Origin of the sequence: Telluria aromaticivorans (assembly GCF_013003915.1) — a bacterium.
Lineage (GTDB): Bacteria > Pseudomonadota > Gammaproteobacteria > Burkholderiales > Burkholderiaceae_D > Telluria > Telluria aromaticivorans.
Genome location: NZ_JABAIV010000002.1, coordinates 440,149 through 465,537, shown reverse-complemented (window position 1 = coordinate 465,537; position 25,389 = coordinate 440,149). Strand labels below are relative to the sequence as shown.

Here is a 25,389-nt window from a genome sequence, read left to right as displayed (position 1 = left end):
TTTCCTGACAGGTGTATGCTATTTGGCAACTAGATAGCAGGAGTCAACCATGAAAACCACCATGCTGGGAACGCTGCTGGCCCTTGCCGTGCTGGCAGGCTGCAGCCGTGATGAAGACGCGCTCGGGCCGGCCCAGAAGGCCGGCAAGGCGCTCGATGATGCCGGCGTGCGGGTTTCGCGCCAGGTCGAGGATGAACTGGCCAAGGCCGACCGCGCCGCCGCCGAAGCCCGCGACAAGATCAAGGATGCGACCAAGGACGCCAAGGGCGGTCTGGAACGCGCCACCGAGGAAGTCGGCAAGAAGGTGGAGGACGCCGGCGAGAAGATCCAGGACGCGGCGGATTAGCCGGGAACCCGTAGGGTGGGCGGCTCCGCCGCCCGCGCGTTCAACCAGTGCACGCGTAGAATTAAATATCGACGGAACAACGACGGTTTGAACGCGCGGGCGGGAAACCCGCCCACCCAACGAGAACCTGGTCAGGCGCTGACCCGCTGGCCCTGCACGGCGCCATGCACGACCGACAAATTCACCTGCCCGTTGCGCCAGGCGCGTTCCAGATTCTGCTCGATGTCTTCGAGGCAGACCTGGGACGGGTCGCCGAAGCCGCGCACGCAATAGGCGCGGTTGCGGCCATGTGCCTTGGCGAGATACAGCGCCATGTCGACCACGTTCACCGCACGCTCCCACGGCAGCACTTCGCCGCCGCATGCGAGCGGGAAGGGCGCGAAGCCAATCGAGACGTTCACGGTCAGGGCATGGCCGGCGTGCGCAATCGTCACCGCTGAAATACCAGTCAGGATGCGCTCGGCCACTTCGTCCAGGCTGCCGCGCGGGACGGTCGGCAGGAAGGCCAGGAATTCTTCGCCGCCCCAACGCACGATCATGTCGGTTTCGCGCAGGATGTCGCGCAGGCTGGCCGAGATAGCCGTCAGCACGGCATCGCCGGCAGCGTGGCCATAGGTGTCGTTGATGTGCTTGAAGTGGTCGACGTCGAGCAGGAACAGACCGCCGCACTGGTCGCTGCCTTCGCGTACTTCCGGCTGCGGCGTGGTGCGCATGTAGTCCAGGAAGTGGCGGCGGTTGTACAGCCCGGTCAGCGGATCGCGCACGCTTTGCTGCTTGAGCTCCTTGTTTTTTTCGTAGAGCTGGGCGTTGGCATGGCGCACCTTGCGGTACAGCAGGCCGACGACGACCGCGGCCAGCGCGAACACGGCCGCCAGCAGCCACATGACGCGGTGCTGCAGGCGGTTGACTTCGTTCTCGCTGCGCAGCAGCTCGATCTGGCGCTGCTTCTTCTCGGTTTCGTATTTTTCCTGCAGGTCGAGGACGGCGCGCTGGCGGCGTTTTTCGAACAGCTCGTTCGAGATCTTGCGCTCGCGGTGATAGGCGCGCAAGGCGCCCGGCAGGTCGCCGACGCGTTCGAGCGCCTGGCCGTATTCGACCAGGACCTGCTGCAGTTCCGGCTGGTCGCCCAGGTTTTCGTAGGCCGTCATGCCGGCTTCGATATGGCGCTTGCCCTCGGCCGGTCGCCCGAGGGCGAGATAGGCCTGTCCCAGGTTCAGGCGGGCCGTCGCCTCGAGCCCGGCATCGTTGAGCGTGCGGGCGGCGGTAACGGCCTGCTCGGCATAGGTGGCGGCATTCCGGTAGTCGCGCAGCTTCAGGTAGCAATCGGACAGGTTCACCAGCGTGTAGGCAGCCAGCGATTCGGCGCCGATGCGGCGTTCGATCGCCAGGCTGTCGAGCAAGGCCTTGAGGCCGCGCTGGTACTGGCCGGTGGACACCGACAAACCGTATTCCGCATGCTTGAGCGTCGCCATGCGGCCGGGCGAATTCGTTTTCTCCGCTGCCTCGACGGCTTCGGCCAGGGCTTCGAAGCCCTTGTCGTATTCGCGCATCTGCCCGTACAGGTCGATCAGCGCATTGAGCGACATGACCACCTGGGTCGGGTCGTTGTTCTGGCGCGCCATCGCGGCGGCTGCCTGCAGGCGTTCGAGCGCCTTGGGGAAGTTGCCTTCCTCGGCCCAGGAATCGCCCGAGGAGATGGTCGCGCGCACTTTCAGTTCGGCGTCGTTGGTGGTGTAAGCCAGCGTTTCCGCTTCCCACACCAGGCGGTGCGATTCGGCCAGCTCGGAGCGGCGGAAGGCCATATAGGCCTTGCGCAGCAAACCCTTGGCGAGTGCGATGTTGTTGTTGTTCTTGCGGCCCAGCGCCACCAGCTCGTCTGCGACGGCGTTGGCTTCGTCAAGCTTGCCGACTTCGTCATAGGCATTCGACAGCTGGTTCAGGAATTCGATGCGCTCGGCCAGTGGCGCGGCGCGGCCCTCGGCCTCCATGGCCAGCAGGATCGGCAAGGCGCGCTGCCCGGCATACTTGTTAATCTCGCGGATTTCCGCCAGCCGCTGCGCCAACGGGGCCGTGTCGCCCGCACCAGCTGCCGCCGACGCAATGCACAGCGCTGCGACATTCGCGATGCGTCGGGAGCGCACCAAGGCGCGTGACAGGCTAGGGAGCATGAAAGGTCTCGGGTTTACCGACAAAAAGTAATAGGTGATGATTGAAACATTATATTCCTGTTGCAACATGGAAATTCAATTTCTATCTTGTTGTCACCAAAAAGACACATGGTGCTCACCGATAGTTACTGCCTCGGCTGCCCCCCAAACGCTTCTCCACGGCGCACTCATCCCGCATTTACGACCTTCTGTCTCAAACCGCTCGTCACCCGGAGGTCGTCTTCTTATAGTTACAGCAACAACCTAATAGGAGAACGGCATGCTCGAACTGCGCGGCGTCACCAAGCACTTTGGCAAGGAAGTCAGGGCGGTAGAGGAGGTGTCGCTGTCCCTCGGGCATGGCGTGGTGGGGCTGATCGGCCACAACGGCGCCGGCAAGTCGACGCTGATGCAGATGATCGCCACCCTGACCCGGCCGACGCGAGGCCAGATCCTGTTCGACGGCGTCGACATTGCCGCCAAACCGGATGCGATCCGCCACCGCCTGGGCTACCTGCCGCAGGATTTCGGCGTCTACCCGAACCTGAGCGCGCTCGAGTTCATGCAGTACTTCGCCGCACTCAAGGGTGTGCGCGACCCTGCGCGCATCCGGCGCCTGCTCGAGCTGGTCAACCTGCACGACCAGGCCCACCGGCCGGCAGCCTCGTTCTCGGGCGGCATGAAGCGCCGCCTCGGGATTGCGCAGGCGCTGCTGAACGACCCCGACATCCTGGTGGTGGATGAACCCACCGCCGGCCTCGACCCGGAAGAGCGGCTGCGCTTTCGCAACCTGCTGGCGGAGCTGGGCTACGGCAAGCTGGTGCTGCTGTCCACCCATATCGTGTCCGACGTCGAGAGCATCGCGACCGAACTGGCGATCATGCGCTCGGGCCGGCTGGTGGCGCACGAAACGCCCGAAGCGATCCTGCAGCGCGCGCGCGGCCAGGTCTGGACCGCCAACGTGGCCGAGCATGACTACGCAGCACTGCGCGAACGCGTGCACGTGCTGCAGGCCCAGCGCCAGGGCGAGCGCATGGCGCTGCGCATCGCGCACCCCGAGCTGCCTTGCCTCGGCGCGCGCGAGGCCGAACCGAGCCTGGAAGAAGCGCTGATGGCGCAGCGCTACGCGCTGCAGGCGGAGGCGGCATGACGCGGCACATCCCCTGGCGCATCCTGGCCGTGCTGGCCGCGAGCGAAGTGCGGCTGCGCATGCGCCGCATGTCGACCCTGGCCGCGGTGCTGGCGATCGCCGCCATCAGCTGGGCCATGATCGAAGACCCGTCCAGCGGCAGGACCCTCCTGATCGTGGAGGACGCACGGGTGCTGTACACCAGTTCCGCGCTGGCGCTGGGCAGCGCCACGCTGGCCGGCCTGCTGTTCTCGCTGGCCGGTTTCTATCTCGCGCGCGGGCGCACCGGCGAAGACCTGCGCAGCGGCATCGGCGGGGTGGTGGGCGCCACGCCCGCCGGCAACCTGGTACTGGTGGGCAGCCGCTGGCTCGGGGCCGTCGGCGGCCTCTTGACCCTGCTCGGCGCCTTCATGCTGACCATCCTCGCGCTGCACCTGCTGCGCGGCGAAGGACCGGTCCAGCCCCTCGTCTACCTGCAAACCTATTGTGTGCTGCTGCTGCCGATGGTGCTGTTCGCCGCCAGTTGTGCGGTGCTGTGCGACAGCTGGGCGCCGCTGATGGGAAAGCGTGGCGACATCCTGTATTTCTTCGTCTGGACCGCGATGCTGTCGCTCGGCGGGATGATCGAGGAGGCCGGGGCGTCACCCGCGCTGGCCATCCTCGACTTCACCGGCATGGCCCAGGCCATGGAAGCCATGCGGCTTTACCTGAGCACCGACAGCGTCGGCATCGGCGCCATGACCTTCAATGCGGCGCTGCCGACGCATACCTTGCCGCAATGGCTGTGGAGCGGTTCGCAGGTCGCCGGGCGCCTGTTCTCCTGCCTGCTGGCGCTGGCGCCGCTGCTGCCGGCGGTCCTGCTGTTCCACCGCTTCTCGCCGGACCGCGTCAAGGCCGGCAAGGCACGCCAGCGCCGCTCGCCGCTGGGCGTACTCAATGGCTGGCTGCGGCCGCTGACCCGCATCGTGCAACCCCTGATGCGCCTGGCCGCGCGCGTCCCTGGCACCCCGGGACAGGTGCTGGCCGACGCCGGCCTGGTCTTGACGACTGCCCCCAGCGCCATCCTCGCCATCGCTGCCAGCATCGTCGGCGCTTTGGTGCTGCCTGCCGCGGTGCTGCCGGGATTACTGGCCGGTGCGGTCGCCTGGTGGGGCATCCTGTGCAGCGAAAGCACCACGCGCGACTTCAGTGCCAATTGCGACGGCCTCACCGCCGCCGTGCCGGGTGGCGCAGGGCGGCGCTTCGTGCGCCAATGGGCCGCCTCCGCACTGCTCGGCGCCCTGTTCACCGGGACCGTCGCCCTGCGCTGGAGCAGCGACGAACCGGTGCGTGCATGTGCCGTCGCCGCCGGCGTGTTGGCACTGTCCGGCTTCGCCGCCCTGCTCGGCCAGCTGAGCCGTACGCCGCGCCTGTTCCTCGGCCTGTTCCTGTTCGGGCTCTATGTCGTCATCAATGCCACGGGAATGCCGATGCTGGACGTCGTGGGCTTCCACGGCGCTGCCAACCTGCGCTCGGCCACGACCTTCATGGTCGCCGGTCTCGCTGCGCTTGCGGCCGGTATTGCCTGGAGCCGGCGGACCTGATCGTTCCTTTGCGAACGGTGCCTTTGCGTTGAAACCGGCCCGGCTATACTGGGCCGGTCCTGCTTCGACGCGAGGTGATTGTGATGTGGAAAACACCGTGGGCCCGCTGGGCCGCTGCGCTGGGTTTCGCGCTTGGCGGCTTTTTCGACGGCATCCTGCTGCACCAGATCCTCCAGTGGCACCACCTGCTCAGCCTGGTTCCGGGCATGGACGACCTGCGGCTGCAGGTGCTGTGGGACGGGTATTTCCACGCGCTGATGTATGTGATTGCCCTGGCTGCGCTGGCCGGACTGTGGCGCCTGCACCGGCGCGGCGCCGGCGCCTGGGGCTGGCCTCTTGTCGGAGCGGTACTGGTAGGCTTCGGGGTGTGGCACATCGTCGATTCGGTGCTGTCGCACTGGCTGCTGCAGATCCACCGCATCCGCATCGACAGCGATGCGCCGCTACTGTGGGAATTGCTGTGGCTGGCCCTGTTCGGCCTCCTGCCGCTCGCGCTGGGACTGCGTTTGCGGGGCAAGGGCGGCGGTACTGGATTGACCAGCACCGCGGCCATGCTGGTGCTGGCGGCCGTCACCTCCGGCGCCGGCGCCTGGGCGCTGCTGCCGCCGGCGCAAACCGGCTTTGCCACGGTGGTATTCGCGCCCGGCGCCGGCCCGCGCGAGGTCTTCGCCGCGCTCGATGCGGTGGATGCGCGCCTGGTGTGGAGCGACCGGGCGATGGGTGTGGTGGTGGTTGCCGTGCCCGCAGAACGGCGCTGGGATTTCTACCGGCACGGGGCCCTGCTGGTGAGCGGGGCGGGGGTGCCGGCCGGGTGCTTCAACTGGAGCCGGGGCTAGACCTAGTCTGGAGGAACCGTTACATCATGCCCACCACGACACCGTCGGGTGGTCGGCTCCGCCGAGCGCGCGTTCAGCCAGATCGTGCGTCGCCGCAGTGCATGCCAGAGTTGAACGCGCGGTCGGGAGGACCCGACCACCCTACGAACATCCACTTTTCCACACATCGCGTCAGTCAGACAGACCTTAGGCCGGCTCACTACACCGCAATCTGCTGCAGCAAATACAGCCGCTGGTACAAACCACCCTCGATCCGCATCAGGTCCTCATGCGCGCCGGCTTCCGTGATGCGGCCGTGGTTCAGCACGATGATGCGGTCGGCCGCGCGGATCGTCGACAGCCGGTGCGCGATCGCGATAATGGTCACCTTGCCGCGCAGTTCTTCCAGCGCTTCCTGCACGATCTGTTCGGTGGCGCTGTCGATACGCGAGGTTGCTTCGTCCAGCAGCAGGATGCGCGGCTCGCCGGCAAGTGCGCGGGCGATCGCCACCAGCTGCTTCTGGCCCGAGGACAGGCGCGAGCCACCTTCGCCGAGCTGGGTCTCGTAACCCTGTTCCAGCCTGGAGATGAAGCTGTGCGCATGCGCCGCCCGCGCCGCCGCCTCGATGCGCTCTAAGGGCAGGCCGCGCCCCATGTCGATGTTCTCGCGCGCCGTCGCGGCCAGGATGAAGGGGTCTTGCGGCACCAGGCCCACTTCGTTGCGGAAGCGCTCGTTGCCGATCGAGGCTAGCGGCAGGCCGCCGATGTCGATGCTGCCGTCATCCGCCGTGTAGTAGCGCAGCAGCAGCGAGAGCAGGGTCGACTTGCCGCTGCCGGTGTGGCCGACGATGCCGAAGAAAGCGCCCTGGGGCACGTCGAGCGACAGCTCGTGCAGCACGCGCTGGCCTTCGATATAGCCGAAGTTCAGGCCGCGCACCCGCACCGCCGGCGCTTGCGGGTCGAAGGCCGCTTCGTTCCCGATGCGCCCCAGCGTATGTTCTGCCGCGCCGGTTTCATCCAGCAGCGCTTCCACGCGCGCGGTCGCGACCACCGCCTGCTGCAGGCCGCTGAACTGCATGGTGATCTGGATGAGCGGCTCGACCACCCGTGCGATATAGCTGATGAAGGCGTACAGCACGCCGACCTCGATCGCATTCATTTCGCGCCGGCCGAAGCCGTAGATCACGATGGTGAGCAGCACCACGTTCAGCAGGTCCAGCGCGGGGCGCAGCAGGAAGGCGTTGGCCTTGAGTTCGGCCAGGCGCGCGGTGCGGTGGGCGCGGTTGGTCGCCAGGAAGCGCTCGCCGAAACGTCCTTCGGCATTGCTGGCCTGGAGCACGCTCATGCCGCCGATCGATTCCGCCATCTGGCCATTGATGTCGCTGCGCAGGGCGCGGGCGCGCGTCACCGCCGGCGCCGACAGGCGCTGGTAAAGCCAGACGATGCCGACCACCGCCGGCACCAGCGCCAGCACCACCAGCATCAGGCGCCAGTCGAGCCAGGCCATCGCCACCAGGGTCCCGACCAGCACGATGGTCGAATCGAGCATCACGAACAGCACCTGGATGTACAGGGTCTTGACCGCCTCGGTATCGTTGGTGACGCGGCTGACCAGCTGGCCGGTGATGGCGCGGTCAAAAAAAGCCATCGGCAGGCGCAGTACGTGGCCATACACCCATTCGCGCAGGCGGCGCACCGACCGCATGGCGAGGCCCGACAGGCGGATCAGCTGCAGGTAGCGGATCCACGATGAAGCCCAGCCGGTGAGCACCAGGCCGCCGAGCAGCAGCCAGATCCGGGTCCAATCCAGGTTGCGCGTCAAGAGGTGGTCGTCGATCAGCATCTTCCCAAGCAGCGGCCCCACCACTTCCAGGGCGGCGGCCACCCCCAGCCACAGCGTGGCCCAGTACAGGTGGCGGCGGTCCGGATGGGCGGCGCGGCGCAGCAGGCGCGCAGCGTGCTTTGCCTGCACCTTCATGGCGCTGGCGGAGGTGTCGGGCTTGGTCCGTGCAATGGCATCACTCTGCATCGATACTGGCCTCCAGTTGTTGATAGCGCCATTGGCTGGCATACCAGCCATCCAGCGCCAGCAGTTCATCGTGGGTGCCGGATTCGGTGATGCGGCCATCGCGCAGCACCACGATGCGGTCGGCACCGGCGACACTCGACAAGCGGTGGCTGGCGATGATCGCCGCGCGCTCGGGCCGCGCTGCGCGCAGTTCGGCCAGGTGTTCGAGGATGCGCGTCTCGGTGCCGGTGTCCACCGCCGACAGCGCGTCGTCGAGCAGCAGCAGCGAGCTGTCGGCCAGCAGGGCGCGCGCGATCGCCACGCGCTGGCGCTGGCCGCCCGACAGGGTGATACCTTTTTCGCCCACCGGCGTGTCGTAGCCCTGTGGGAAGCGCAGGATGTCGTCGTGGATCGAGGCCATGCGCGCGGCTTCTTCGACGTCCAGGCGCGAGGCGCCCGGGCGCGCCAGCGCGATGTTTTCCGCGATGGTGGCGGAGAACAGGAAAGACTCCTGCGGCACCCAGCTCAGGGCGGCGCGCAGGGCGCTCAAGCGGTAGTCTTCCAGGCGATGCCCGGCCCAGCTGACCGCGCCCTGCTGCGGCGTGGCCTGGCGCAGCAGCACGCGCAGCAGGGTCGACTTGCCGGCGCCGGTGGGGCCGACCAGACCGAGTGTCTGGCCCGGCTGCATCGCGACCGATACCTCGCTCAGGGCCGGGCGGTCCGCTTCACCATAGGCGAACGTGACGTCCTTGACGACCAAGGGACCGCGTCCGACCTGTTCGAGGGTGCCCTTGTCGTCCACCGTCAGCGGCGTGTCGAGCAGCGGCTGCAGCCGGGCCAGGCCCGCGCGCCCACGCTCGATCAGCGACAGCACCCAGCCGGCCGCGAACATCGGCCAGATCAGCTGGCCCAGGTACATCGAGAAGCTGGTCAGCGCGCCGACGGTCAGCTCGTTGTTCCAGACCAGGTAGCCGCCCAGTCCCAGGGTCAGCCCGGTGGCGGCGCTCAAGGTCAGGCCGACCGCCGGCTCGTAGGCGGCCTCCCAGCGCTGCGCCGACAGGCTCGCGTCGGCCGCGTTGCCTGCCAGTTCGCTGAACTGGGCCGCGCTGCGGTCTTCCAGGCCCAGCGCGCGCAGGGTGCGCACGCCGGTGAGCGATTCCTGCACGTGGTCGTTCAGTGCCGAGAAGCGTTTGAGGGCATCGCCTTCCGCCTTGTGGATGTGCGACGAGATGCGCCAGAAGGCCAGCGCCATCAGCGGGAAGGGCAGCAGGGCGATGCTGGCCAGGCGCCAGTCGACGCCGAGCGTCATGATGCCGAGCACCATGAGCAGGGTCAGGGTGCCGTCGAAGCCTGCCAGCATTGCCTCGCCGGCCGCCATCTCGATGGCGTCGATGTCGTTGGTGGCCAGCGCCATCAGGTCGCCGGTGCGCTGGCGCCCGTAGAAGGCGGGGCCCTGGGCGGCCAGGCGCGCGTACAGGCGGGTGCGCAGCTCGACGCCCAGGTTGTAGGCGGCCGAATACAGGCGGATGCGCCAGCCCACGCGCAGCACATAGATGGCCAGGCCGAGCCCGAGCAGCTGGGCCAGTCCCAGCAGCAGCGCGTCCTGGTCGAGCCGGTGCGCGGCGAGGCCGTCGATGAGGGCGCCGACCTTGCGCGGGATCAAGACCGTGCAGATGGCGACGCCTGCCAGCATGAAGGCCGACGAGACATAGGCATGCCAATGCCGGCGGACAAAGCCGCCGATCAGCCTTGCGAGACTCATGTTCTTCCTTGGAGATTGTGTGCCCGAAAAACGACAAAGCGGGCCGAAGCCCGCTAGTGTAGACGCTTTGCCAATCGGGCGCAGCGCCCGAGGCCAGCTTGCGTGGTGCTGTTTACTTCCTGCGCTTGGACGAAGTCGATGCCGGGGCGACCTTCTGCACCTGGATCTGGATGCTGGCTTCTTCGGCAGGCATCGGGGCCGACGCAGGATGCGGGGCGACGCCGGCCTGCGGCTCGCCCTGGCCGGCGGCCATGACGATCTCGGTCTGGTCGGCAACCGGCGCCGGTTCCTCCTCGACGGCGAGCTGTTCGGCAACAGGCTCCTGCTCCGGTTCCGCGACGACGACCGGCTCGGCCGATGCAGTGTGGACTGGTGCAACCGGTGCAACTGGTGCAGTAGCGGCTTCAACCGCCTCGACGGCATTTTCGATTGGCGCTGCCAGCTGGGTTGCCGCTGCCGGTGCCTTGACGCCCAAGGCATACGGCTGCACGCTGCTCGCAATGCTCATCAGTTCACGGCTGTAGTCGAACAGGCTGTGCATCTGTTCCTCGGCGGCGCCGCCCAGGCTCAGGACGTCGCGTGGATCGCGCGAAGCGATCAGGGCCTGTGCCGCGCGGGTCGAACGCTCGACGGAAGCACGCGAAGTGGCCAGGTTCAGGGCGACGACGCGGCTGGCGCTGTCGAAAGCCTGCTTGGTGAACGACTGGAAGAAATCGACCTGGGTTTCGAACTGGGTCCGGAGCTGGGCTGGAATCTGCACGGGAAGCTGCGGCGCCAGTTGGCCTGCGAACGGTGCCGAAAATGGCGCTGAAAATGGAGTCTTGCCTGCTGCTGCGAAAAATTGTTCTGCAAGTGAAGTCATAGGATTTCCTTTAGTCATTTATGGCGCGCTGCAATATCGGCTAGTGTAGCCATGATTGGCACAGCTTGCAAAGCAATTATTGCCGTATTCTTGAGCAGAAATATTGCGATGCAGCATTACCGATGCAGCCTGCATGAGTTACCGGTGCACCGTGGCAAGCTCGAAGCGCCAATTCATCGCTACAATCAGGAAAAACCAAAGGAGAGCGCGCATGGATCTCGTGATTCGCAACGCCACCCTGCCGGACGGCAGCCGCGGCATCGACATCGGCATCAAGGACGGCCTGGTAGCCGCCGTGGAAGCGCGGCTAGCGGCCCAGGGCGCACGCGAGATCGACGCCGGCGGCGACCTGGTCACCCCGCCTTTCGTCGACGCGCATTTCCACATGGATTCCGTGCTCAGCCATGGCCTGCCGCGCGTGAATCAGAGCGGCACCCTGCTGGAAGGAATCCGCTTGTGGGGCGAACTCAAGCCGCTGCTGGCGCAGGAGGCGCTGATCGGGCGCGCCTTGCAGTATTGCGACTGGGCGGTGGCGCGCGGGCTGCTGGCGATCCGCAGCCACGTCGACATCTGCGACGACCGCCTGCTGGCCGTCGAGGCGCTGCTGGAAGTGAAACGGCGCGTCGCGCCTTACCTCGACCTGCAGCTGGTCGCCTTCCCACAGGACGGCATCCTGCGCAGCCCGGGCGCCTTCGCCAACCTGAAACGCGCCATCGCGATGGGCGTGGACGTGGTGGGCGGCATCCCGCATTTCGAACGCACGATGGCGCAAGGCGCCGAGTCGGTGCGCCTGCTGTGCGAATTCGCGGCGGAGCAGGGACTGCGGGTCGACATGCATTGCGACGAGACCGACGACCCGATGTCGCGCCACATCGAAACCCTGGCCTATGAAACCCAGCGCCTCGGCCTGCAGGGGCGGGTGGCCGGATCGCACCTGACCTCGATGCATTCGATGGACAACTACTATGTGAGCAAACTGCTGCCCCTGATCGCCGAGAGCGGGGTGGCGGCGATTGCCAACCCGCTCATCAACATCACGCTCCAGGGCCGCCACGACAGCTACCCGAAGCGGCGCGGCATGACGCGGGTGCCGGAACTGCTGGGGGCAGGCGTGGATGTCGCCTTCGGCCACGACTGCGTGCTGGATCCGTGGTACGGGATGGGCTCGGGCGACATGCTGGAAGTGGCGCACATGGGACTACACGTGGCGCAGATGACCGGCGTGGAGGCGATGCACCAGTGCTTCCTGGCGGTGACCGAGACCCCGGCGCGCATCCTCGGCCTCGAGGGCTATGGCCTGGCGCCGGGCTGCAAGGCCGACCTGGTGCTGCTCGATGCCGGGTCGACGGTGGAGGCGATCCGCCTGCGCGCAGCGCGCAGGCTGGTGATCCGGCGCGGGACGGTCATCGCCGAGGCTCCATCGGCCCAGGCCACGCTGCACCTGCCCGAGCGGCCCGCCGGCACCGGCTTCCGCCACGTCCCGCAGTTTGCGCACAATACGTGAAAATACCGGCAATCCGGGCTAGAATAGACCGCTTTCAGGTTTCGCGCATTCAAGTGCAGCACCCCCAAACTCCGTGAAAGACATCCAGATCCGCCCCGCCGGCGACCATGATTTCGAGGCGATATGGAGCATTTTCAGTGCCCACGTTGCCGCCGGCGAGACCTACCCGTTCACCACTGCGACCTCACGCGAGGCGGGCCATGCCTATTGGCTCGGCCCCGACGTGGCGAGCTTCATCGCGACCTCCGGCAGCGCGCGGGTACTCGGCATGTACCGCCTGACCCGCAACCAGGTCGGACGCGGCCATCATGTGGCCAACGCTTCCTACATGGTCAGCCCGTCGGCGCAAGGCGCCGGCATCGGCCGCATGCTGGGCGAGCATAGCCTGGGCGAGGCGCGCCGCCAGGGCTATCTCGCCATGCAGTTCAATTATGTGGTCAGCACCAATACCGCCGCGGTGCGGCTCTGGAAAAAACTCGGCTTCTCGATCGTCGGCACCCTGCCCAAGGCCTACCGCCACAAGGCGCTAGGTTATGTGGATGCCTATGTGATGTACCAGCTGCTGCAGGACCCCGACCACTGGCCGACGGTGGATTCATGATCGCTGCTGCATGATGGCGGAACCCTCGATGCCCGGTCGCGCCGAGGTCCTGCGTACCGCACGCCTGCGCCTGCGCCTCGCCGCGCCTGGCGACGCCGCCTTCTACCTCGAACTCGTCAACGACCCCGCCTTCATCGCCCACATCGGCGACCGCGGCCTGCGCACGCTCGACGCGGCGGAGCGCGCGATCGAAGAAGGGCCGGTGGCGATGCAGCGTTCGCGCGGCCATTCGCTCTACGTGGTGGAACTGCTCGATGGCGGTACGCCGATCGGCTTGTCGGGCCTGGTCAAGCGCGAGGCGCTCGAGGACGTGGACATCGGCTACGCCTTCCTGGCGCGCCACCGCGGGCAAGGCTATGCCTTCGAGGCGGCGCAGGCCGTCGCAGGGCATGCGCGCACCCTGGGCATTGCCCGCCTGGCGGCCATCACCGACCCAGAAAATGCTGCCTCGATCGGGCTGCTGCTCAAGCTGGGCCTGCGCTTCGAGCGCTTCGCGGTGCTGAACCCGGGCCAGCCCGGGGTCAATGTTTACCTGATGGAGCTGGCGGCGCAGGAATAGGTAGTTGGAAAAAGGAAGCGGAACACGCTCTAGCACGGGCAGGTGATACGATGGTCTTGTCGAATCGTCCACACGCTATTCACCCAAAACCATCGATGCCAACCACAGAGCCGAGTCCAGACGCGCCGTTTTTCATTGTCCTGAATGCAGGATCGGGCCACTCCGAGACCGAGTTGCGCCGCTCGACCATTGAAGCCGTGCTGGCCGCCGCCGGCCGACCCTGCCATCTCGAGCTGGTCGACGACCCCGCGGAATTGCAGGCGATGGCGCGCAGCATGGCGGCCCGCGCCATTGCCGGTGGCGGCATCCTGGTGGCGGCGGGCGGCGACGGCACCATCAACACGGTGGCCCACGAAGCGGTGCTGGCCGGCTGCACCTTCGGCGTGCTCCCGCAAGGCACCTTCAATTATTTCGGCCGCACCCACGGCATCCCGGAAGACCTGGAAGAAGCCGTGTATGCGCTGCTGCGCGCCCATGTGCGGCCGGTGCAGGTCGGCGTGGTCAACAACAAGGTCTTCCTCGTCAACGCCAGCGTCGGGCTTTACCCGAAGCTGCTGGAAGAACGCGAGATCGACAAGGCGCAGTACGGGCGCAGCCGGGTAGTCGCGTTTTTCTCCGCACTCAAGATCGTCTTGCGGCCTGCGCGCCACCTGCGCATCACGCTCGAGCTCGACGGCAAGGAGCGCCGCCTGCGCACCACCACGCTGTTCATCGGGAACAACCGGCTGCAGCTCGAGCAGGTCGGCATGGATGGACTGACCGAGGCGGTCGAAGAAGGGCAGCTGGTGGCCATCGCGCCGCGGCCGATGGGGCGGCTTGGTTTGCTTGGTTTGCTGGTGCGCGGGGCGCTCGGCCGCCTCGGCGAGGCCGACGTCGAAGCCTTCGCCTTCAAGCGCCTGACCGTGCGCACGCCGGCCGTGTATGGCCGCAAGCGAATGAAGGTGGCGGCCGATGGCGAAGTGGAGCCGATGGCGATGCCGCTTGAATTTCGCGTGCTCGAGGGACGGCTCTACCTGATGGTGCATGGCCCGTCGCGCAAGGAAGCGCGGCCGGCGCCCGGTACCGGGTTCGAGACGGCCTGACTTGGCGCGAACCCGGTCGGCTGATCCGAGTCGCTGGTCAATCATAGGGTGGGCAAGTTCCTTGCCCGCGCGTTCACATCACGGTGCTGTAGCCCGTGCGGCTGTTCAAGCCCTGACTATCACCGCGTGGGCGTTCGTAATTCCGGCCATTGGCCGAAATCACCCCGCCCACCCTACGGTCATGCGATGACGCTCCGACTGGGTTCGAGTCGGCCTGACTTGGCGCGAACCCGGTCGGCTGATCCGAGTCGCTGGTCAATCGTAGGGTGGGCAATTCGTAATTCAGGGCATTGCCCTGAATTACCTTGCCCGCGCGTTCACATCACGGTGCTGTAGCCCGTGCGGCTGTTCAAGCCCTGACTATCACCGCGTGGGCGTTCGTAATTCCGGCCATTGGCCGAAATCACCCCGCCCACGCTACGGTCATGCGATGACGCTCGGACTGGGTTCGAGACGGCCTGACTTGGCGCGAACCCGGTCGGCTGATCAGAGTCGCTGGTCAATCGTAGGGTGGGCAAGTTCCTTGCCCACGCGTTCAAATCACGGTGCTGAAGCCCGTGCGGCTGTTTAACCCCTAACTATCACCGTGTGGGCGTTCGTAATTCCGGCCAGGCCGAAATCACCCCGCCCACCCGACGCTCATGCGATTGCGCTCAGGGGAGTGACCTGGTTTAATTGGCCGGATCCAGCTCCAGGATCACGCTCGCCTTTGCCGGCAACCGCAGTTCGCTGCGCAAATCGAAGCGCTTGCCGCTCAATACATCCACCCCGCCCGCCACCCCCGCCAGCATTTCGCGGAAGCGCGCAACATCCAGCACCATTTCTTTCGCATTGGCGTTGAAAGCGACCAGCACCTTCTTCTTGCCGTCGTAGCGGAAATAGACATAGGTGTTGGCTTGCGGGCCGAAGTGCATCAGCTTGCCGTGGTGGATGACCGGCTGGCCCTTGCGCCAGTTGGCCAGCTTGCGCACGAAGTCCTGCGCTGCCCTTTGCTGGGCGCCGAGGCCTTTGCCGGCGAAGGCATCAGTCTTGTCGCCGGCCCAGCCGCCCGGGAAGTCGCTGCGGTAGCTGACGTCGTTGCGTTCCCTGGTGGCGCTGGTCATCAGGATCTCGTCGCCAACGTAGAACTGCGGGATGCGCGGCAGCGTCATCAGGAGCACCATGGCCATGCGGTAGCGGTCCATGTCCTCGCCCACGACGCTCCAGATGCGCGACATGTCGTGGTTGTCCGCGAACAGCACCAGGTTGCCCGGCTCGGGATAGAGGTAATCCAGCGACAGCGTCTCGTAGATCTCGCCGAAGATGTTATTTCCCTGTTTGTCAGCCAGCGCCGTGCGCATCGCTTCGGCTACCGGGAAGTCCATCAGGCTCGGGGTCGATGCGCGGTAGCCGTCGAAATTGTCCTTGCCGCGCTGCCAGCGCGCCACCACCGGCACCAGCTTGCTCCATTCCTCGCCCACCATGTTCAGCTTCGGGTATTCCGCCATGATGCGCTGCGTGTACTCGGACAGGAAAGCGCCGTCCGAATAGCCGAAGGTGTCGATGCGCAGGCCCGAGAGGCCTGCGTACTCGATCCACCAGATATTGTTCTGGATGAGGTAATTCGCCACCAGCGGGTTGGACTGGTTCAGGTCGGGCATGCTCTCGACGAACCAGCCGCGCGTGAAGTTGTCGGCGTCTTCCTTCGATGCGTAGGGGTCCTGCACGGCGGTGCGGTGGTGCTGGGTCGGCACGAACTTGCCGTAGTTGACCCAGTCCGGCGTCGGCAGGTCTTTCATCCACCAGTGCGATTTGCCGATGTGCGACAGCACCACGTCCTGGATCAGCCCAATGCCGCGCCCTTTCGCCTCCTGCGACAGGCGCCGGAAATCGGCATTGCTGCCGTAGCGCGGGTCGATGCGGTAATGGTCGGTGGCGGCATAGCCGTGGTAGGAATAGGCCGGCATGTTGTTCTCGACCAGCGGCGTCGGCCACAGCTGGGTGAAGCCCATGTCCTTCACATAATCGAGGCGGTCGATGATGCCCTGGATGTCGCCGCCATGGCGCCCGGAGCCGTTGGCGCGGTTGGCCTTTTCCAGGGTATCCGGGGTGCTGTCGTTCTTCATATCGCCGTTGGCGAAGCGGTCCGGCATCACCTGGTAGATCGCGTCGCTGCTGTTGAAACCGATGCGCTGTGCCGAACCCTGCTCGCGCGCCAGCAGCTCGTAGGTATAGCTGGCCTGGCGCTGGGCGCCCTTGAACAGGATGTCGAACTTGCCCGGTTTGGCCTCGGCGCCGATCGCCAGGTCGATGAACAGGTAGTTCTTGCTGGGCACCCGGGTGACGCTGGCAATCCGCACGCCGGGGTAGGTGAGCGAGGGCTCCAGCTCGGCGATGCGCTCGCCGTGCACCATCAGCTGCAGGCCCTTGTGCTGCATGCCGGCCCACCAGAAGGGCGGCTCCATGTGGGCGATGGCGGGGGATTGGGCGAATGCGGCGGGAGCGAATGCGGCGCCGATCAGGAGGCTGGCGAGGAGCTGTCTCATGGGATCTTGGGCGTCCCCACTGTCAGGATGACACAATGACCGTACTGCGTAGTCAGACTACAGCTTATGTGCCAGGCCTGATGCCGTGAGGACTGCCGTGCTTAGTTATGTTGCACGAAGAGTACTACAGAAGAAGGATGGTGAACACATCCTACGCCGCTGCCAATCTAGTCAAAGTACAGCTTACTATAAGGAAATCTTCATTTCCATTGCGAATTATTAGCTCGACTTCTAACTCCGCGCCGCTGGTTCGCACCATGCTGGTGCACCATATTGGGAATATGCATCAAGAAATGACATTTGTAGTCTGACTACAACGCCTCCCCACCTTCGTTGTAGCCCAAATACAACGCAAAACACGTGCGTTCCAGCCTGCTTTTAGAAAAACATGCCATTATCGTAGTTACAAGCAACTCTCGTTGACAGTGCATCTAGTTTTAGTACAGAATTCTCAGCAGAACGTCTAAACCGTTTGCTTGGGGCTGCTGTGCTGCCTGTTGCGCCGTAGTTTCGAGAAAATAAAATCTGTCTTTTTGAGGGGACACATGAACATCTTCGCAACCAAGCGCGTCGCTCCGGCCCGCCTTGCATTCCAACTGAGCCCGGTCGCCGCAGGCTGCGCCGTCTTCCTGTCGGTGTTCGCAGGCAGTGCCTACGCGCAAGCGACCACGCAGGACAACACCACCACCACGACCAACGCCACCTCGAGCGTCGCGACCGCACCGGCTTCGGCCGAGCAGGCAGCCGCCGCCGCCGAGCCGACGCCGCCGGGCTCGACTGCCCAGCCGGGCGTCGCCACGGTCCAGGTCACCGGTATCCGCCGCGGTATCGAAGCGGCCATCTCGATCAAGAAGAATTCCAGTTCGATCGTCGAAGCCATCTCGGCCGAAGACATCGGCAAGCTGCCTGACCAGAGCGTCGCCGAGTCTATCTCGCGCCTGCCGGGCGTATCGGCCCAGCGTAGCCGTGGTTCGGGACGCGCCGCGGACATCTCGGTGCGCGGCCTGTCGCCAAGCTTCAACGGCACCCTGCTCAACGGCCGCGAAATGGCCTCGACCGGCAATGCCCGCTCGCCCGAGTTCGACCTGTTCCCGGCCGAACTGATGGGTTCCATTGTCATCTACAAGACCCCGGACGCGAGCGTCATCGGCCAGGGCCTGGCCTCGACCATCGACCTGCGCACCGTGCAGCCGCTGGACTTCGGCAAGCGCACCGTCGCCGTCAGCTACAAGAAGACGCGCCTGGGCGTGAAGCACCCCGACGGCCTGCCGGAAGGTGACGGCAAGCGCGCGACCCTGTCCTACGTCGACCAGTTCGCGAACCGCACCATCGGCGTGGCAGTGGGCTTCACCCGCTACGAAGAAACCGGCGGCGGCCAGACCACCTTCAATTCCTGGGGCACCACCACCATGCCGTTCAACGGCGCCAACGTGACCACCCCGGGCGGCTTCGGCTACGACACCGTGGTCGATTCGAACGAACGCGACGGCGCTTTCGCTTCGCTGCAGTTCCGTCCTAACAAGAACTTCAAGTCGACCGTCGACTTGTTCTACTCGGCCGGCGAAACCGGCCAGAAGAAGACCGGTTTCGAAGGCGGCGTGGCCTTCAACGCCGGAGGCGCCTACGAGCTGCCGCACGTGCTGAGCAGCGCCACCGTGTCGAACGGCGTCGCCACCAGCGGCACCATCAGCAACTGGAAGGGCGTGGTGCGTAACCACTACGAAGGCGCCGAGGACGATCTGAAGACCGTCGGCTGGAATTCCGAACTGAAGATCGCCGACTGGACCACCGCGGCCGACCTGACCTGGTCGAAGGCCACCAAGCTGTCCTCGCGCTACGAGACCACCGCCGGTCTCGCCGGTCGCGCCCAGGACACCCTGCGCTACGCCAACTTCAACGGTTCGAACGTGACCCAGGTGCAGTACACCCCGGGCAGCAACTACGCCGACCGCTCGGTTGCGCGCCTGACCGACGTGATGGGCTGGTCCGGCGGCGAATCCTCGCCGCAGGCCGGTTACCTGGCGCAGCCGTATGTCGAAGACACCGTCAAGGCCATTCGCCTGACCGCCAAGCGCGCCGTCGAATTCGGCCCGCTGGTCGCCACCAGCTTCGGCTACAACCATACCTCGCGCGACAAGTCGCGCACCGGCCCCGAAGGCCGCCTGATAATCAAGGGTGGCGCCGGTCCCTACGCCGCGGTAACGGTGCCGGGCAGCGAGATCGCCCAGGCAGGCAATTCGGGCTTCAACGTCGTGTCGTGGGATCCGCGCGGCTCGCTCGGCTCGGTCTACGAGCTGGCGCCGAAGGTCGACGCCGACATCCTCAACAAGTATTGGGACGTGAGCGAGCGCATCAACACCGCCTACGTGATGGGCGACCTGGAAGGCGAGCTGTTCGGCCTGAACTACACGGGTAATGCCGGCGTGCAGGCGATCCATACCAACCAGCGCGGTGGCGGCTTCGTCGTCGACCGTTCGCGCTGCACTGGCAATACCGCCCAGACCTGCCCGGCGCAGCGCGTGAGCGACGGAGACAGCTATTGGGATGTGCTGCCGAGCCTGAACATGAGCTTCGACCTGAAGAACGAGCAGAAGCTGCGTCTGGGCCTGGCCAAGGTGGTGTCGCGCGCCAACCTGGACGATCTGCGCGCCGGTAGCGGCTTCGGCATCGCCAGCCAGGGCGTGCCAATCCTGACCGGCGGCTCGGGCAATCCGCAGCTCAAGCCGTTCCGCGCCAAGGCCTTCGACCTGTCGTACGAAAAGTACTTCGGCAACAAGGGCTACATCAGCGCCGCCTATTTCTACAAGAAGCTGGACACCTATATCCTGCGCGTGCCGCGCGTGTTCGACTTCGCGCCCTTCGTGACGCCGACCACCCCGCTGCCGCTGTCCGGCCCGTATGCCGGTTCGACCATCGGCCTGCTGAACCAGCCGGTCAACGGCGACGGCGGCAACCTGAAGGGCTTCGAAGTGGCCGTGAACGTGCCGTTCTCGATGCTGACCGAGTACCTCGATGGCTTCGGCGTGATGGTCAACCACTCGGATACCAAGAGCAACGTGAACCTGCCGGAAAGCGGTTTCGCCAACGTGAACGGCGATCCGCTCAGCATCCCGCTGCCTGGACTGTCGCGCAAGGTGACCAACCTGCGCCTGTACTACGAGAAGAACGGCTTCCAGGTCGCCGCCGCGGCGCGCAAGCGCTCGAGCTTCCTGGGCCAGGTGTCGGACTTCCAGGACAACGCGCAGCTCACCTTCATCAAGGGCGAGACCATCGTCGACCTGCAGGCATCGTACGAGATCCAGCGCGGCTGGCTCAAGGGTGTGAGTCTGTATGCCCAGGCGCAGAACTGGAACAACGCACCGTTCCTGGAGTACACCACCGACGAAGAAAATCCGTCGAACCGCCGCGCCTACGGCCGCACCTACCACTTCGGCGCCAGCTACAAGTTCTAAGCTGAGCTGAACTGCGGTACAGTATCAACCCCTGCCAGGCACCGCCTGCCAGGGGTTGTTTTTCGTAGGGTGGGCGGCTGTGCCGCCCACGCGGTGATTGTTGGCAGCAAGATCATGCGGCGCGAAAGCGGAGCCGATAACAATCTGATAGTTAGCAGCAAGATCATGCGGCGCGAAAGCGGAGCCGATAACGATCACCGCGTGGGCGGGAGACCCGCCCACCCTACAAAATCCGGGAACACGCACATGAACACTGAACCACTCAAAGACATCGTCATCGTCGGCGGCGGCACCGCCGGCTGGATGACCGCGGCGGCGCTGTCGACCATGCTCAACGGCCGCTATAACATCCGCCTCGTCGAATCCGACGAGATCGGTATCGTCGGCGTCGGCGAAGCGACCATCCCGATGATCCAGCGCTTCAACCGCGTGCTGGGCATCGACGAGCACGAATTCATGCGCGAGACCCAGGGCAGCTTCAAGCTCGGGGTGGAATTCGTCAACTGGGGCAAGCTGGGCGAGCGCTACATGCACGGCTTCGGCCGCCTTGGCCAGGACCTGGCCACCGTGCCCTTCGACCAGTACTGGCAGAAGATGCGCCGTATCGGCAAGGCCGCGCCGCTCGAGGAATACTCGATCTCGCGCATGGCCGCCAAGGCCAACAAATTCATGCCGGCCCGGCACGACGTGCCGAATTCGCCGCTGCGCGACATCGCCTACGCCTACCACTTCGACGCCAGCCTGTATGCGCGCTACCTGCGCAAGCTGGCCGAAGCGCGCGGCGTGATCCGCATCGAGGGCAAGATCACCCGCGCGACCCAGCGTGAAGGCGATGGCCACATCGACGCCGTGGTGCTCGAAAGCGGCCAGCGGGTCGAGGGCGAATTGTTCATCGACTGCTCGGGTTTCCGCGGCCTCTTGATCGAACAGACCCTGCACACCGGCTACGAAGACTGGAGCGGCTGGCTGCCCGCCGACCGCGCGCTGGCCGTGCCCTGCGAATCAGTCGCCGCCATGACGCCCTATACGCGCGCCACCGCGCACCAATCGGGCTGGCAGTGGCGCATCCCGCTGCAGCACCGCACCGGCAACGGCCACGTCTACTGCAGCCGTTTCATCAGCGACGACGAAGCCGCATCGACCCTGCTGGCGAACCTGGACGGCAAGGCGCTGGCCGAGCCGCGCCTCATCAAGTTCCAGACCGGCATGCGCAAGCAGGCCTGGAACCGCAACGTGGTTGCCGTCGGCCTGGCCGGCGGCTTCCTGGAGCCGATCGAATCGACCAGCATCCACCTGATCCAGTCGACCATCCAGCGCCTGGTCGATTTCTTCCCGGACCGCCGTTTCAGCGAGGTGGACCGCGACGAATTCAACCGCCAGTCGCGCTTCGAGTACGAGCGCATCCGCGACTTCATCGTCCTGCACTACAAGCTGAACCAGCGCAGCGACTCAAGCTACTGGACCGAGTGCGCCAACATGGCGATTCCGGAGACCCTGCAGCGCAAGATGGACATGTACCGCTCGCACGGGCGCGTGGTCCGGGTCGACAACGAGTTGTTCTCGGAGGTCGGCTGGATCCAGGTGCTGGAAGGGCAGAACATGCCGATCGACGGCTACCATCCGCTGGCCGATACGCAATCGGAAGCGGACATCGCCGACTACCTGGAGAGCGTGCGCAGCGTGATCGCCCAGTGCGTCAAGGTGATGCCGACGCATGACGAGTACATTGCGAAGATGTGTCCGGCCAAAAAGATGTAGTGTTTACCTGTATCATTCGCGGCCCCATGTGCGAATAGCCGATGGGGCCGTTTTTCGTAGGGTGGGCGGGTCCTCCCGCCCACGCGGTGATAGTTAGCCCAAGAATATCGCAGCACGTCCGTGCAAACGCTGGTTGAACGCGCGGGCGGGAGACCCGCCCACCCTACCAACCCCGATCTGTTCCAAATTGTGCCCGCCCCCGTGCTCCAAGAGAGTAAACTGGCGGTTTAGTTCCGTTTTTGAAAGTTTTCTATGTCAGACACTCCCCTCCCGTCGTTTTCCGACCTCGAACTCTCCGCGCCCGTCCTCAAGGCGCTGAAGGACGTCGGCTACGAAACGCCGTCGCCGATCCAGGCTGCAACCATCCCGCTGCTGCTGGCCAACCGTGACGTGCTCGGGCAGGCCCAGACCGGCACCGGCAAGACCGCGGCCTTCGCGCTGCCGATCCTGTCGAACATCGACATCAAGCAAATGACGCCGCAGGCGCTGGTGCTGGCGCCGACGCGCGAGCTGGCGATCCAGGTGGCCGAAGCCTTCCAGAGCTACGCCAACCACATCAAGGGCTTCCACGTGCTGCCGATCTACGGCGGCCAGAGCTACGGCCCGCAGCTGCAGGCGCTGCGCCGCGGCGTGCACGTCATCGTCGGCACCCCGGGCCGCGTGATCGACCACCTCGAGAAAGGCTCGCTCGACCTCTCGAAGCTCAAGACGCTGGTGCTGGACGAAGCCGACGAAATGCTGCGCATGGGCTTCATCGACGACGTCGAGCAGATCCTGAAAAAGACCCCGGCCGAGCGCCAGACCACGCTGTTCTCGGCCACCATGCCGCCGGCGATCAAGCGCATCGCCAAGACCTACCTGCGCGACCCGCAGGAAGTCACCGTGGCCGCCAAGACCGGCACCGCCGAGAACATCACCCAGCGCTACTGGCTGGTGTCGGGCATGCAGAAGTTGGAAGCGCTGACCCGCATCCTCGAAGCAGAACCGTTCGACGGCATGATCATCTTCGCCCGCACCAAGCTCGGCACCGAAGAACTGGCGACCAAGCTGCAGGCGCGCGGTTTCGCCGCGGTTGCCATCAACGGCGACATGGCCCAGCAGGCGCGCGAACGCACCATCGAGCAGCTCAAGAACGGCAAGATCGACATCCTGGTGGCGACCGACGTCGCCGCGCGCGGCCTCGACGTCGAGCGCATCAGCCACGTGATCAACTACGACGTGCCGTCGGACCCTGAAAGCTACACCCACCGCATCGGCCGCACCGGCCGCGCGGGCCGCAGCGGCGACGCGATCCTGTTCATCACCCCGCGCGAGCGCAGCCTGCTCAAAGCCATCGAACGCGCCACGCGCCAGCCGGTGGCGCAGCTGACGCTGCCGACCGTGAAGGCGGTGAACGACGTGCGCATCGCCAAGTTCAAGGACCAGATCACCGAGGTGCTGGCTGCAGGCGGCTTGGAGCAGTTCCGTTCGCTGATCGAGGAATACGAGCGCGAGCAGAACGTGCCGGCGGTCGACATCGCCGCCGCACTGGCAAAGCTGGGCCGCGGCGACGTGCCGCTGCTGATCGAGCGTCCTGACCGCGAACCGCGTGCCGAATTCGCATCGCGCGAAGCATCCAGCACCTGGGAAGACCGTCCTGCGCGTGCGCCGCGTGAAGCACGCGAGCCGCGCGAATCGAATGGTCCTGGCGCGTTCAAGAAGGAACGCGTTGCACGCGAGTCGGAACCGGGCATGGCCACCTTCCGCATCGAAGTCGGCCACCAGCATGGCGTCAAGCCGGGCAACATCGTCGGCGCGATTGCCAACGAAGCCAACATCCCGTCCAAGTACATCGGCCGCATCGAGATCTATGACGACTTCAGTACGCTCGACCTGCCGGACGACATGCCGCCGGATTTGGTCAGCCACCTGAAGACCGTGTGGGTGGCGGGGCAGCAGCTGAACATCACGCGCGATGGTGAAACGCCGTCGGCACCGTCGGAAAAGAAGAAGTCGTTCACCAAGGCGGGCACGAAGAAGCCGCATCGTAAAGGCTAAGTTACACCGTAGGGTGGGCAATTCGTAACTCAGGCCATTGGCCTGAGTTACCTTGCCCACGCGGTGATAGTTTGCAGCGAGATCAGCCCGCACGACGACGGAGCCGATAACGATCACCGCGTGGGCGTTCGTAATTCCGGGCATTGCCCGAAATTACCCCGCCCACCCTATATTTAACGGCTGCTCGCGACCTTCGTCGTTTCAGGCGCAAACATCCACAGCAGCGCCTCGCGCAACTCCCCCGACCAGAACGCCTCGTTGTGCTCCGCCCCCGGCACGATTTTCAGTACCGTGTTGGCCGCCGGATGCCCGGTCTTCTGCACCACTTCCGCCATGCGCTTCACGTCCTCCACCATCCCAGGGCCTTCTTTTTCGCCCATCAGCATGTAGACCCGCGCGTCCTTCGGCACCGGCTTGGCCTGCACGAAGCCGAACGAGGGCTGGGCCGTCCAGTAGGCCGGCGAGAATACGCCCGCCTTGCTGAACACCTGCGGATACTGCGCCAGCGCATAATGCGAGGCCAGGCCGCCCATCGAGCTGCCCATGATGGCGGTGTGCTCGCGTCCGCTCAAGGTGCGGTAACGCGTGTCGACCAAGGGCTTGAGGGTCTTGACGATGAAGTCGGTGTACTCGCGCCCCTCGGCGGCGCCAAAGCGTTCGCTGCTCCAGGCGTTCAGCTCCGTCATGCGCTTCTCGCCGCCGTTGTCGATGCCGACCACGATCAGTTCCAGCTTGCCTTCCTTCGCCAGCGCGTCCAGGGTCTCGTCCACTTTCCATTCGCCGGCATAGGCGGTGGCGGTGTCGAACAGGTTCTGGCCGTCGTGCATGTAGAGCACCGGGTAGCGCTTGCCAGATGTCGCATAGCCGGGCGGCAGGTACAGCCGCACCTGGCGCTTGCGGTTCAGGCCCGCCATCTCCAGCGGTTCCCCCAGCAGGCTCACGCCGGGCAGGGCGGTCGAGGCTTTCGGCGTCTCGACCTTGTCGGCGGCAGCGGCCGGCAGGCACAGGGCGGCGGCGAACAGGAGGGGAAGGGCAGGGTGGCGAAGCGATGGCATGCGGGGTCTCCTTGGAAAAATCTTCTGTTGTTTGACTACAGAAACGGGCTATTTCAGCCTCGGTGTTGTGGCGATTCTACTATGAGAGCTCTTCGATTGACACCCATAAATCCCCATGTTATTTTGCTACAGCTTTAGCTAAGCTAGCGCGCAGGCTGTACCAC

17 protein-coding genes are annotated in these 25,389 nt (G+C 65.4%); 11 read left to right on the top strand and 6 right to left on the bottom strand.

Annotation, left to right across the window (positions count from 1 at the left end; translation table 11 throughout):
• Window positions 1–49 precede the first annotated feature (49 nt).
• Window positions 50–346, top strand: a complete 297-nt coding sequence (locus tag HGB41_RS07520) for a hypothetical protein (RefSeq protein ID WP_229422891.1) — start codon at window positions 50–52, stop codon at window positions 344–346.
• A 131-nt stretch (window positions 347–477) separates the two neighbouring features.
• Here HGB41_RS07520 and HGB41_RS07515 read toward each other — a convergent pair whose 3' ends face one another.
• The gene (locus tag HGB41_RS07515) at window positions 478–2,514 is read right to left on the bottom strand and encodes a tetratricopeptide repeat-containing diguanylate cyclase (protein ID WP_171082759.1); all 2,037 of its coding nucleotides are present in this window, start codon (window positions 2,512–2,514) and stop codon (window positions 478–480) included.
• Between the two features lie 259 nt (window positions 2,515–2,773).
• Here HGB41_RS07515 and HGB41_RS07510 point away from each other — a divergent pair, with 259 nt between their 5' ends.
• From HGB41_RS07510 to HGB41_RS07500, 3 genes are all read left to right on the top strand, one after another.
• Complete coding sequence (locus HGB41_RS07510; RefSeq protein WP_171082756.1) at window positions 2,774–3,643, top strand: ABC transporter ATP-binding protein; 870 nt, start codon at window positions 2,774–2,776, stop codon at window positions 3,641–3,643.
• Entirely contained in the window at window positions 3,640–5,205 is a 1,566-nt protein-coding gene (locus HGB41_RS07505; protein ID WP_171082754.1) for a hypothetical protein, read from the top strand. Before HGB41_RS07510 ends, HGB41_RS07505 begins: the two co-directional genes overlap by 4 nt.
• Before the next feature lie 83 nt (window positions 5,206–5,288).
• Window positions 5,289–6,041 (top strand): DUF2243 domain-containing protein, encoded by a 753-nt coding sequence (locus tag HGB41_RS07500; protein WP_171082752.1) that lies wholly within the window; start codon window positions 5,289–5,291, stop codon window positions 6,039–6,041.
• A 199-nt stretch (window positions 6,042–6,240) separates the two neighbouring features.
• Here HGB41_RS07500 and HGB41_RS07495 read toward each other — a convergent pair whose 3' ends face one another.
• From HGB41_RS07495 to HGB41_RS07485, 3 genes are all read right to left on the bottom strand, one after another.
• Window positions 6,241–8,049, bottom strand: coding sequence for an ABC transporter ATP-binding protein (locus HGB41_RS07495; RefSeq protein WP_229422879.1), 1,809 nt, complete (start codon window positions 8,047–8,049; stop codon window positions 6,241–6,243).
• On the bottom strand, window positions 8,039–9,790 hold the full coding sequence (locus HGB41_RS07490) for an ABC transporter ATP-binding protein (RefSeq protein WP_171082750.1): 1,752 nt from the start codon (window positions 9,788–9,790) through the stop codon (window positions 8,039–8,041). Before HGB41_RS07490 ends, HGB41_RS07495 begins: the two co-directional genes overlap by 11 nt.
• A gap of 112 nt (window positions 9,791–9,902) precedes the next feature.
• Window positions 9,903–10,550 carry a phasin family protein gene (locus HGB41_RS07485; RefSeq protein ID WP_171082748.1) on the bottom strand — a complete coding sequence of 216 codons (648 nt, stop codon included), beginning with the start codon at window positions 10,548–10,550 and terminating at the stop codon, window positions 9,903–9,905.
• Between the two features lie 313 nt (window positions 10,551–10,863).
• On the opposite strand from HGB41_RS07485, the gene HGB41_RS07480 reads away from it, so the two are divergent.
• From HGB41_RS07480 to HGB41_RS07465, 4 genes are all read left to right on the top strand, one after another.
• Window positions 10,864–12,156, top strand: coding sequence for an amidohydrolase family protein (locus HGB41_RS07480; protein ID WP_171082747.1), 1,293 nt, complete (start codon window positions 10,864–10,866; stop codon window positions 12,154–12,156).
• 73 nt (window positions 12,157–12,229) lie between these two features.
• The gene (locus HGB41_RS07475) at window positions 12,230–12,757 is read left to right on the top strand and encodes a GNAT family N-acetyltransferase (RefSeq protein ID WP_171082745.1); all 528 of its coding nucleotides are present in this window, start codon (window positions 12,230–12,232) and stop codon (window positions 12,755–12,757) included.
• A gap of 28 nt (window positions 12,758–12,785) precedes the next feature.
• Complete coding sequence (locus HGB41_RS07470) at window positions 12,786–13,316, top strand: GNAT family N-acetyltransferase (RefSeq protein ID WP_171082743.1); 531 nt, start codon at window positions 12,786–12,788, stop codon at window positions 13,314–13,316.
• A gap of 95 nt (window positions 13,317–13,411) precedes the next feature.
• Window positions 13,412–14,398 carry a diacylglycerol/lipid kinase family protein gene (locus tag HGB41_RS07465; RefSeq protein ID WP_171082741.1) on the top strand — a complete coding sequence of 329 codons (987 nt, stop codon included), beginning with the start codon at window positions 13,412–13,414 and terminating at the stop codon, window positions 14,396–14,398.
• Window positions 14,399–15,069: 671 nt separating this feature from the next.
• Here HGB41_RS07465 and HGB41_RS07460 read toward each other — a convergent pair.
• Complete coding sequence (locus HGB41_RS07460; protein WP_171082739.1) at window positions 15,070–16,923, bottom strand: glycoside hydrolase family 13 protein; 1,854 nt, start codon at window positions 16,921–16,923, stop codon at window positions 15,070–15,072.
• A gap of 545 nt (window positions 16,924–17,468) precedes the next feature.
• Here HGB41_RS07460 and HGB41_RS07455 point away from each other — a divergent pair.
• From HGB41_RS07455 to HGB41_RS07445, 3 genes are all read left to right on the top strand, one after another.
• Window positions 17,469–20,375: a TonB-dependent receptor gene (locus HGB41_RS07455; protein WP_171082736.1), complete on the top strand. Its 2,907-nt coding sequence runs from the start codon at window positions 17,469–17,471 to the stop codon at window positions 20,373–20,375.
• Window positions 20,376–20,621: 246 nt separating this feature from the next.
• Complete coding sequence (locus tag HGB41_RS07450; protein ID WP_171082735.1) at window positions 20,622–22,133, top strand: tryptophan halogenase family protein; 1,512 nt, start codon at window positions 20,622–20,624, stop codon at window positions 22,131–22,133.
• Between the two features lie 252 nt (window positions 22,134–22,385).
• Window positions 22,386–24,170, top strand: a complete 1,785-nt coding sequence (locus tag HGB41_RS07445; protein WP_171082732.1) for a DEAD/DEAH box helicase — start codon at window positions 22,386–22,388, stop codon at window positions 24,168–24,170.
• A gap of 173 nt (window positions 24,171–24,343) precedes the next feature.
• Here the strand turns inward: HGB41_RS07445 and HGB41_RS07440 are convergent, their stop codons facing one another.
• Window positions 24,344–25,225, bottom strand: coding sequence for an alpha/beta hydrolase (locus HGB41_RS07440; protein WP_171082731.1), 882 nt, complete (start codon window positions 25,223–25,225; stop codon window positions 24,344–24,346).
• Window positions 25,226–25,389 lie beyond the last annotated feature (164 nt).